This window comes from Occallatibacter sp., assembly GCF_049510455.1.
In the GTDB taxonomy this organism is placed as follows: domain Bacteria; phylum Acidobacteriota; class Terriglobia; order Terriglobales; family Acidobacteriaceae; genus Telmatobacter.
The window spans coordinates 1-10,625 of sequence record NZ_JBEKYX010000151.1 but is presented as its reverse complement, the minus strand read 5'-3'; the positions used below and the strand labels follow the sequence as shown (position 1 = coordinate 10,625).

Annotated in this window: 8 protein-coding genes; 4 read left to right on the top strand and 4 right to left on the bottom strand. The window is 51.5% G+C overall.

Annotated features, from left to right (window positions below):
* Nucleotides 1-442 precede the first annotated feature (442 nt).
* Together ltrA and ABSG47_RS19710 are read left to right on the top strand one after the other, a co-directional pair.
* Entirely contained in the window at nt 443-1,960 is a 1,518-nt protein-coding gene (gene ltrA, locus ABSG47_RS19715; RefSeq protein WP_424171887.1) for a group II intron reverse transcriptase/maturase, read from the top strand.
* A gap of 744 nt (nt 1,961-2,704) precedes the next feature.
* Nucleotides 2,705-3,046, top strand: coding sequence for a hypothetical protein (locus ABSG47_RS19710; protein WP_424171884.1), 342 nt, complete (start codon nt 2,705-2,707; stop codon nt 3,044-3,046).
* Between the two features lie 21 nt (nt 3,047-3,067).
* Here the strand turns inward: ABSG47_RS19710 and ABSG47_RS19705 are convergent, their stop codons facing one another.
* Nucleotides 3,068-3,502 carry a glycosyltransferase gene (locus ABSG47_RS19705; protein WP_424171882.1) on the bottom strand — a complete coding sequence of 145 codons (435 nt, stop codon included), beginning with the start codon at nt 3,500-3,502 and terminating at the stop codon, nt 3,068-3,070.
* Between the two features lie 347 nt (nt 3,503-3,849).
* Between ABSG47_RS19705 and ABSG47_RS19700 the strand changes: the two genes are divergently transcribed.
* Nucleotides 3,850-4,608, top strand: coding sequence for a glycosyltransferase (locus ABSG47_RS19700; protein WP_424171879.1), 759 nt, complete (start codon nt 3,850-3,852; stop codon nt 4,606-4,608).
* A 403-nt stretch (nt 4,609-5,011) separates the two neighbouring features.
* Complete coding sequence (locus tag ABSG47_RS19695; RefSeq protein ID WP_424171876.1) at nt 5,012-6,562, top strand: right-handed parallel beta-helix repeat-containing protein; 1,551 nt, start codon at nt 5,012-5,014, stop codon at nt 6,560-6,562.
* A 113-nt stretch (nt 6,563-6,675) separates the two neighbouring features.
* Here the strand turns inward: ABSG47_RS19695 and ABSG47_RS19690 are convergent, their stop codons facing one another.
* The 3 genes from ABSG47_RS19690 to ABSG47_RS19680 all read right to left on the bottom strand — a co-directional run.
* The gene (locus tag ABSG47_RS19690; protein WP_424171873.1) at nt 6,676-7,638 is read right to left on the bottom strand and encodes a radical SAM family protein; all 963 of its coding nucleotides are present in this window, start codon (nt 7,636-7,638) and stop codon (nt 6,676-6,678) included.
* A gap of 379 nt (nt 7,639-8,017) precedes the next feature.
* Complete coding sequence (locus ABSG47_RS19685; RefSeq protein WP_424171870.1) at nt 8,018-8,560, bottom strand: hypothetical protein; 543 nt, start codon at nt 8,558-8,560, stop codon at nt 8,018-8,020.
* A gap of 164 nt (nt 8,561-8,724) precedes the next feature.
* The coding region (locus ABSG47_RS19680) for a choice-of-anchor Z repeating domain-containing protein (protein ID WP_424171867.1) at nt 8,725-10,625 on the bottom strand (1,901 nt) is incomplete at its 5' end.

The following is a 10,625-nucleotide window of genomic DNA, read 5'->3' as shown; positions in this document are numbered from 1 at the left end:
TGACGTGTCGTAGCGCCAACCCGATGCGCAAGCATCGTGCTCTTCAAACGCAGTAGCAACCAGACTGGAGGACATGATGTAGACCGCATCAAGCCGGCATGATGTAGCGGATGAAAGAGCCGTACGGTGAGGGCCTAGCCAGCCACACCGGCTCCGAGTCTTGCGGGCATGACCGCAAGGTCAGACACGAAGCGTAGACAGGAGGAACCACGGGCCAGGTTATCGAGCCGCGAAATACCCCGAACTTCAGGACGCCGACGCGTTGACACGACGCGGAAGGCAACATCCTGCGAAGCGCTTTCGCAAGCTTCAACGGAGTCCTGCGCGGTCTATGACCCTGGCACGTGAGGACACATCTTGCACGGAAGTTGGGAGACCCCGGGTTCCCCCGAGAGCGGCCAGTGCTCTTGGGGCGCATCGGAAAGTTCAAGAACTGGAGCCGATGATGAACGAACACGGGAAGTCGGACAGACCCATAGTACCGGGGAAGTCTCCGAACAAGGCCGGGGTCCCCGGCGACAGGTCTTCGTCGCTGGGGTGGAAAGCTGGGCAACCGGCGGCGGAGGAGATGGAGGGAAGGGGTCTGGCCAAGGGGAATCTGGGCCAGCAAAACGCGTTCCGGACTCAGGGCCGGGTAGACGCGCCAAGTGAACTGGCGCAGATACCACAGACAGCAAAATCGAACAAGGATGTGAAGTTCACTGCTCTGATGCACTACATCTACCGGATCGACACTCTCCGGTTCGCCTACTTCCAGTTGAAGAGGCAGGCTGCGGCGGGTGTGGACGGTGAGACGTGGCGGCACTACGGCGAGGCTCTTGAGGCAAATCTCCAGAACCTCTCCCATAGGCTGAAGCGCGGAGCATACCGGGCGAAACCGGTTCGTAGAGTGTACATCCCGAAGGCGGACGGGCGGCAGCGACCGCTCGGCGTCACGGCGCTTGAGGACAAGCTCGTTCAACGTGCGGCGGTGGAAGTACTCAATCACATCTACGAGACGGATTTCCTCGGCTTCTCTTACGGGTTCCGGCCCGGACGCAGCCAGCATCAAGCGCTGGATGCTCTGTGGTGTGGACTCGACGGGAGACGTGTGAACTGGGTGCTGGACTTGGACGTGCGCAGCTTTTTCGACCGGCTGTCGCACGCCTGGCTGGTCCAATTCCTCCAGCACCGGATAGCGGACCGACGCGTGGTGCGTCTCATCCAGAAATGGCTGAACGCGGGCGTGCTGGAAGAGGGCAAGCGAACGCAAGTGGAAGCAGGCTCGCCGCAGGGCGGAAGTGCATCGCCGTTGTTGGCGAATCTCTACCTCCACTACGTCTTCGATCTCTGGGTACAAGCATGGCGTAAGAAGCGAGCGCACGGCGATGTAATCGTGGTGCGATACGCCGATGACATCGTGGTTGGATTCGAGTTCAAAGATGAAGCCGAACGGTTCTGGGCGGAGCTGAAGCAACGAATGCAGAAGTTCCAACTGGAGCTGCACCCGGAGAAGACGCGGCTGATCGAGTTCGGACGCCATGCGGCCAAGAACCGAAACCGCGCTGGTCTGGGGAAACCGGAGACTTTCAACTTCCTCGGCTTCACGCACATCTGCGGGAAGACGAAGAAGGGACGGTTCATAGTGCTTCGGCAGACGGTTCGCAAGCGCATGCAGGCCAAGCTGCAAGAGGTGAAGACCGAGTTGCGGCGACGTATGCATGACCCTGTTCCGGAAGTCGGGGAGTGGTTGAAGTCCGTTGTGGGCGGGCATATCCGGTACTTCGGAGTGCCGGGAAATCGGTATGCTTTGGCCCACTTCCGCCTCACGGTCAGTCGCCTCTGGCACCACGTTCTTCGACGGCGGAGCCAAAAGGGACGCGTTCAGTGGGAACGAATGCAACGGCTCATCCAACGCTGGCTGCCTCCGGCCCATATCTACCACCCTTATCCTTCGCGCCGTCTGCGCGTCACCACCTGAGGCAAGAGCCGGATGCGGGAAATCCGCCCGTCCGGATCTGTGCGGGGGTACGGCGTAAGCCGTATCCCTACCGCGACGCTGAGTGAATCCCGTGCGCTAGCACGGAACCGGCAAGGAGTAGCAGTGGAAAGATCTGTATGATTGAGGACTGGCAAGCTCCAAGAACCGAAAGCGCGCCGGTCAAGTAAGCCAGAGACCTTCAACTTCCTCAGCTTCACGCATATCTACGGGAAGACAGAGAATGGATGGTTTCTGGTGCTTAGGCAGACGGTTCGCAAGCACATGTAGCCCAAGCTGCAAGAAGTAAAGATCAAGTTGTGGCGACGCATGCATGCCCCTGTTCCTGAGATCGGCGAGTAATTGAAGTCTGTTGTAGGTGAGCATATCCGCTAGTTCGGCGTGCGGAGAAATCACTATGCTCTGTCCCGCTTCCGCCTCACGGTCAGTCACCTTTGGCACCACGTTCTGCAACGGCGGAGCCCAAAGGGATAAGCCTAGTGGGAGCAGATGCAACGGCTACCCACATCGCGCATGACATGCACGAAGACATTCGCCACGTCTTCCGGCAGCTCACCCGTGACCTTGGCCCGTACGGCGCCAAATTGGGCGGAGAATCCGAATTTCTAGGTTACTGATAGTTTGTCCGGTTCGGAGACCGAAGGGCTGAGCCTCTTCGACTTCCAGGGCATTCGGATACCGGGACGCACAGCCCGACGGTAAGATATCTTGCGAATTCTCGAAGCGATGGGCATTCTGGCGCCGCTCACGCGTTACACACTGAAGGATATTGCGGGCGAACGCGAGCGCTTTCAGGAGTTGCTTGAGCTTCGTCGGCAATTTTCGGGCGAGGCGCTGCAGCAGATGCACGGTTATGTTCGCGAATTGGAGGTGCGGATTTCTGATCTGCCTGGAGGAGGCAGAGTCGGCCTTGATTCTCGGCAGATTGCGAAAACGCTCCGCGAAAGCACGCAGGCACCACGACACAGCAACGCCATAGCCTCGCAGGCACCAATTCCAGCACTGGTTCTGGAACGAGATCATTTGAATCGCAATTTCAAGAGGTCAATCGAAATTTGCAAGTGTTAGTATCGTTCAATATCGAAATAGCTACTTAGGCCATAGGTGTGGGTAGTTGGCGAGTCGAAAGACGAAAGTCGCATCGTTAATATGGCTGAAAGGAACACCGTTGTTGATAAAGTGCTCAATCATTCGCCAGTCCCAGGCTCTTTCGCTGAATGGAAGCGTTCCACCCAGATATTCGTCGAATAGTCTACGTCTAAATAGCGGCTGCCCGAGGTCGATATGCTTACGTGCCGGGATGGGTGCCGCCAATATGCGACGATTGTCGTAAAGACAAGATGAGTAAGAAAATCCAATTAGTGGATTGCTTTCAAGCTCATCCAATAGCCTATTGAAATGATGAGGGAGATATCCGTTGTCATCTGAAAGAAAACATACGTATTCACCTTGTGACAGCTTAAGCCCCAGAAAAGCCGGAGTAATTCCCCAATCGTTTTCACGACGCGCAAGCGAGGCTAGCATTACATTTGACTCTAGAATGTGCTCGTGGTTCCTAAAATCGAGCGACCGTACTGATTGAATACATCTTGCAAGACAGCTTACTCGATTATAGACAGTCGTTATTATGCTGATAACAGGAATACCATCCCCAACCCTACGTGCAAGATTCATTGGCACGAGAATGTGATGTTCCGGGATTTTGTTCGAATGCACCTGATGTGCCGCGCCCAAGGATATAGGGTATTCAAGGGATAAGTTACTTGTCTACAAGATGAGCCGTCTTGAGGTAACTAAAACCGCTCAGGCTAAGTACAGTTTGAATCCAAAGAAGCGTTCCCCTTTCAAGCAAGAATTGATAATCTGCGAGTATGGCGGAGGGCGCGGCATCAATCCGACATATCCTTCTCACGCGATTTAACGTGCAGACGTTCGCGAAGCTCCCTGCTCCTGACAAGGAATGGCTTCAGCATCGGATGGACATTTTTGAGGCGGTCTGTTTTCCTTCGGTGGCAAATCAGACGAACCAAGACTTTTCCTGGATAATCTTTGTGGATATCGAAACGCCATTATCAATCTTGCAGCGACTGGCGACGTTGCAAGGAAGGCGCCCATTCGAGATCAGATTTCTTTCTCATTTCGACGAAATAGAAGTTCAGAGGGAGATCCACAGAGTCAATGGTAGAACGCCGTATATTCTCACAACTCGCCTGGACAATGATGACGCAATTGCCACAAAATATCTTCAGGCTGTACGAGAGAGCATTCGATTAGGCGGACGCAAATGGTTGAATTTTGATCGAGGACTGCAACTGGATGATCATGGGCTGTACAAAACGTACCGCAGCAGCAATGCGTTTATAAGCCTGATAGAAGAGAACATTAACCCGATCACAGCTATGTGTATTAAGCATAGCCATGCATCTCGCATGGCAGAGGTCTCTCATATGAAAGGGGAAGGTTGGTGGCTCCAAGTGGTTCATGGAAGAAATTTAATGAATTACATCCACAGACCATCCAAGTGCCTTCCCTGGAAAAAAGCCGAGTTTCTTTCGCGAGGTTTTTGCGAAGAGGTAGTGACATACATCGGACTCCGCTACGCAGTTAAGAAAGAATGTTCCATTCGCTAACGCAGACTCAGGAGAACCACTGATGAATGACTCCGCGCCGACCACCTTTGGCCGAGTTGGAGGTAGGCCGCTATGGATTGATAAATAATTCGAGTTGATATTTATCTAAAAGCCTGTTTGGGGCCATTTCATTTTGGCAATGTTTGCTGGAGAAAGAAAAACGATGCCCACACCGCATCGGATTGTACATCAGTGCTTTAGCGGATTATACCGATGCGAACATAATAGCTTGTGCCGATGATTGCTGAGCGGCGATGCACTTGCAATTCAGTTGGGTATTATTAACTTCATGCAACTGGCAGGCATAAACTAGTTCTTGTAGGATATGTCCGTCGATAGACGGGAAAGTGGTCACAATCAATATCGTTGACTTAACCGGAATAGTTTACGGGGGAGGCAAACGATGAATCGACATCCTCTCAGCCTGCAACAATTTACTGCCAAATTCGCAATACTCTTAGTTTGTTCCTGTTCGGTTCTGCGAGGATTGAGCCAACAACAATACTACGTGGACGCGGTCACTGGAGACGACTCCAAGAGCGGTCGCAGTCCGAGCTTGGCTTGGCGCTCTTTGGCGAACATCAACGGACGTCGGTTCAACCCAGGCGATCAAATTCTTCTGCGGGCCGGGGAGATGTGGACAGGTAGCATCCGGCCGAAGGGAAGTGGGAGCTCCGAATCGCCGATTATTCTCAGCTCGTGGGGAAACGGAGCAAAACCCGTCGTGCAGGGAAACGGTGACGATAGCACCATCCTTCTTAGCGAAATTAGCTACTGGACAATTCGCAATATCGCGGTGACCAATCACGGTCCTCGTCCCGACCGTCGCAACGGAATTATGCTGCATGTCTCAACCTCGGGCTTGGTTTCAGGAATTCACATCGTGGACGTGGATGTAAGCGATGTAAATGGTGACGTCGAATCGAAAAGCTCTGGCGGGATCGGCGTTTACGGCTTTTCAAAAGAAGGCCGTCCCGCCCGCTTCGATGACATCCTCATCGACCACTGCACTGTTGAGCATGTCGATGGCCAAGGTATCTGGTTCGAACTCAAGGGTAGTGCTTCTCCTCGCGATCCGCGATGGAACGAATTTCACAACTCAAACATTCGTATCACCGGAAGCACCATTGTCGATACGGGTCGCAATGCAATCTTCTTGCGCTACACACAGGGACCTCAGATCGACCACAATGTCATTCGATATGCCTCTGCGCGGCACCACGGTAATGCTGTAGTTCTTGTAGCCACTAAGGATGCGGTGATCCACGATAACGAAGTATCCAATACTGGGGAGAATCAAGGAGAGGGAGAAAACGGCGCATTCGATGCCGACGACGGAGCGGTAGGAACAATTATTGAAGACAACTGGAGCCACAACAATGCGGGCGGCATGGCAAATGTGGTCAACGACCCAAGTAAAGGAGTTCCCAACGACGGCACGATCATCCGTTATAACTTGAGCGAAAATGACAGGGCACGGATTTTCGGTATCGGGGGCACAGTGACAAATACGCTCATTCACAACAACACTATTTTCATCGGAAAGGGATTGTCACCTCATATCGTCGAGGCTGGCCGGTATGTAGAGCACAAGCCAGGAGACCCCGACGGGCTGCTCTTCTTCAACAACATAGTTTTCAGTGAGGGGGGAGGAGGATATTCGCTTCAAGCGACACACGTTGCTTTCGACTCGAACTGCATTTTTGGGAAGCACGTCTCTGGGGAACGAGGGGACAAACATCAAGTGATTGCGGATCCAGGCTTTGATAGAAAGCTGATTCCCATTCAAAGCTGGCAGCAAATGTCGGCCTATAGGATCTCGTCAGATTCAGCCTGCGCTCAGCCTGGTGCGTCGAATGTGGACAGGTCGGGCCGCGACATCCTCGGAACAGCTCTATCCACTTCCGCCCCCCTACTATACCGCGGAGCTGTGGCTCCCACAGGAAAGCAATAGGCACAAAGTAACTTTTTTAGACAGTTACAATTGATTAATGAAGTTGAACGAGTAGTCATAGCCAGTACTAGGGGTGAAGGGATTTGTGACCTGCTTCGCTTTTGAAAAACTCTTCAAATTAGAGATGAAGTTTTTTGCGAAGCACTCAATCGAAATGGGCCACACTGCCGGGTGCAAATCTCGAGCCGTTCGGGGCCGGAGTTCCAACCATTTGGAATTGCAACCTGAAAGATCGCGCTACCGATAATTGCTTCAATGGGTCTCTTCGTTGCGTCTATTGCCTCCAATCCGCCTCCAAAGTCGTTAATCAATTTCAGGATTTGTACCTTTCTTTTACTCGGACTTTTATGGCTGTAGATTTGAGCCATCCAGCAACACGGAAACACGAAGCCCTCGGCGCTTATATAAATACTCCCGGAGTTCTGCACCGTGCACCTAATTGGAGCTTGCGACAATTCTTTTTCGTAATTCGTCGCGGTTTCCCCTTTGTCATATAAGGCTTCAGCCACCGGGTTTCTTAGGCTTTTGTGAGTTGGCAACTCAAGCTGACCAACAACTTGCCCAGCGCTGTTCATAATAGGAAGCGACTGATGAAGTTCACCGTGCAAATAGAACCTACCAGTCCGTTTAACATAAAACTTTTTGAATCCGACTTGTCTGGCGAACTCGGCAGCCTGCGAAATTTGATGTTCGTTGTGTCTAAAAGGGATAAAATTCCAGATTGCAATTCCTCCGGAACCAATGAAGGCTCTCACATTGCGCTCGATCGTGTCCCAATCGGTATTTCGACGATATAAATGGTTAGTATCCTTGAGGCCATCGATAGCAAATACACAACGGTTCACAGTTCTCGCAAGTTGTTCCCAAAACTTAACCGGACGCGCGCTTCCGTTCGTATGCAGTTCGATGTCTAACTGTGGATTTTGCGATCGTAGAAATTGAACGATGTTTAGCGTATCCCGCGCAAATATAGCATCCCCATAGTTTCCGCAGATTGTAATGTGAACTAATTGGCTCAGGAACTCTGGTTGGAAAATTTTCGCGATATGATCAAGCGACAACTCCACAATGGGCAAACTAGAGATAACGTCTCCCCCGCGAACGTTACGTGGACATTGAGGACAAGATGCATTGCATCGTGTAGTGAGTTCGATATGGGCTCTTCTTACATCTCGATACTCATACATTGCGCGCCTTCAATTACTGCCTATGAAATTATCGCTTTCTCAGTAAGACTTCTAGACTTAACCCAGATTTTCGGTGCCGTTAGGTGTGACACACACAATACGACTCTTCGATAGTAACCACCTTGCTCTGTTATTGACTCTTGCGACCTGGAGGCAATGAAATCGATTATCCTTTTGCTCTCTGTTTCTTGAATTTGCATTAATGTTCCCTTTAAAATTTAGCTCATGTTGTCTAATTTGGATCACGTTGGGCTCTCTACAACTCTCGTTAATCAACAGCCTCATGGATTTTCGTCATACGCTCTGTATTCAGCTTCAGCTTAGTTGCTTCGCGCAAGAGTTGCTTGCGAGCTTCTGAGTTGTTTCGGTATCGGGACCCGGCCCAAGCAAAGAAATCGCCAGTTGAATGTCTTTCAATGGTGCAAATTTCTTGGTATCTGTTCCAAGCTGCTAAGCGCTTGTCATTTTCTGCAATTGCAGCTTTATATCTCTTTTTGAGTTCGGGATCTTTTATGCTCTCAGGATCAACACCAGGCGCATAGCCGGATAGGTTGCCGTTGTTGTCGGATGGCGGCATAACATGGAGAAGCGGTGGCGTCACAGTAGTCTTAAGTTTGTCGATCACTTGATCTATAGCGAGGAAGAAACGCAACCACTCGCTAGTGAGGGAGGGAACAGACTCTATCGGTTTGTCCGACGGGGCAGAACTCGCTTCCTGTAATTCCGAGAGCGCCAACTGCAAATCAGCGGGGTCTTGAGTCTTTGAGAACCGGAGAATATTAATTTCCAGGTTTTTCACTTTGCTATTCATGGTGACCGCTTCCTCCTTCTGCAAGGTACAACTTAATGCTTGACCGTTAACTGCGAGTACCAGTACGAGAAGAAATGTTGCTGATCGCTGATACCAATCGGGAGATTGATGCCGATCATAAGTCAAGAGGTTTCTAGCGGTGAACATCGGATCCTCGAGAGACTCTAAGTCAAACAGGTGCCTGTACCCGAAGGACTGCTAATGGTAGTTGCCGGAGTAGATGCCCCACATTTGCTTGCACTTAAGTTCACACCGTTCAGCGTATGGACTTGGCTTTCGGTAAAGAACTGGACCCACGTACTGTTATCAAGGCTGTATTGCACCGGAATGGTAAAACTGACTGATCCTGGAGAAGTGTTTGAGCCGCAGTATCCGGAATAGATCGTGTCCACCCCGACAAGCGTGCCATATCCGCTAGTTACTGTTGAACTGGCGTGAACGGAATTGCAATAGGTCGAAGCACACGTCAAGCAGTGGCATTGCCCATTTATGCATGCCCAGCAACCACTGGCAGTAGCACCCTCGTTAACCTCTCGGATATAGACCGCCCCGAAGTTAACCGTATCAGGGCCGATGTAGACGCCAGCGCACATTCCAATATTTGCGTCTCCTTGAGTATGCAATAGACTTTGGTATTGGTCATTTACGGCAGATGGAGCAATGACTGTAAATACAGCGGCACTTGAGCATCCGTTGGGGGCTGTGGCCTGAATTACCACGCGACCGGTTGTTGCACTGGCAGTGTAAGTTGCGGTCTTTCCGTTCGGTGTTAGCGTTCCAGGTCCCTGTAAAAGCCATGTGGCTGTTGTTCCAGCAAACGTGAGATTCACCACTTCACCTATACCAATAGTAGTTCTCGTACGGTTCGTTGGCTGCGTAGCGACCGTCTGCGAAGTGATGATGTATTGCTGATTCACAGTGAACTCTGCGGTGTCAGAACAGCCATTGGCCATAGCGAGCGTAATGTCAACCTGACCGACTGGAGCAGAAGACGATATAGCCATCGTCGCAGTCAGGCTGGTGTTGCTGCTGTTGTTGATATTGCTGAAAGTGATGCCGCTGGGCCCGGATGGTGTAGCACCTGCGAGACCGTATCCCGAAATCCTCGCGGCAACCGACGTGCCCTCACAACCAGAATCGGGGTTTATGGCTGTCACACCAAGTACGGTGAAGTTGGCTGTATCGGAAGCACCATCGCCTCGATTGTTCTTAATCGTAATGTCGTTGACGCCGTTTGAGGCCGTGGATGAAAGGTCTAATGTCGCGGTCACCTGTGTTGGACTAACAGTTTCCACATTCGATACCGTGATGCCGCTTGGTGCCGTCACGGCAACATTGATGAAACAGGTTCCTCCAATGGTGACGTTCACGTTTTTGCCCAGACACCCGCTATCTGGATCGATGCTGGTTACCGTCATGCCGTTGATGGTGAAATCCCCCGAGTCGCTACCGTAATCGCTTTGCACGATGATTTCTATGGGGCCCGGGGTAGCCAGATCCTCGACTGAATAGTTAGCCGTGATGCTTGAATCGCCTTGAACAGTCACGTTACTAAGATCGAGGCCATCTCCTGAGGTTACGGTGGCGCCAGTAAAGCCGCTTCCCGTAATTGTCATATTTCCCGCTGTCCCCACGCAGGCGTTGTCTGGATCAACAGACTGAACATTGGGAGGCCCCGCATTGATTGTGAAGGTTACAGCGTTGCTCATCACACCGGATTCATTTGTAACAGTAACGGACACTCCACCAACCGCGGCATTGGATGCAATTGCAAAAGTCCCATCGATTGTTGTTTGATCCACAAAATCTTGGTCCTCTACACCAATGCCAGGGATTGAGTTGATCGTTCCGCCGCCTTTAAAAGAGCCCGAAAGTACTACATCGACAGTGTCGCCTTGGTTGCCGTTGTCCGGGTTAATGGAGTCAATATGCGGTGGAGCCGCTGTAGCCAAGACCTGAGCGAATTGAAGTTTTGAAGGGAGATTTGTTTTCTTCGGCGGGGCGAGCGAGATGCTGTTTGTGGTTGGCCAATTGCGTTCAAATCGAGTGGCATACCAGAATTCAT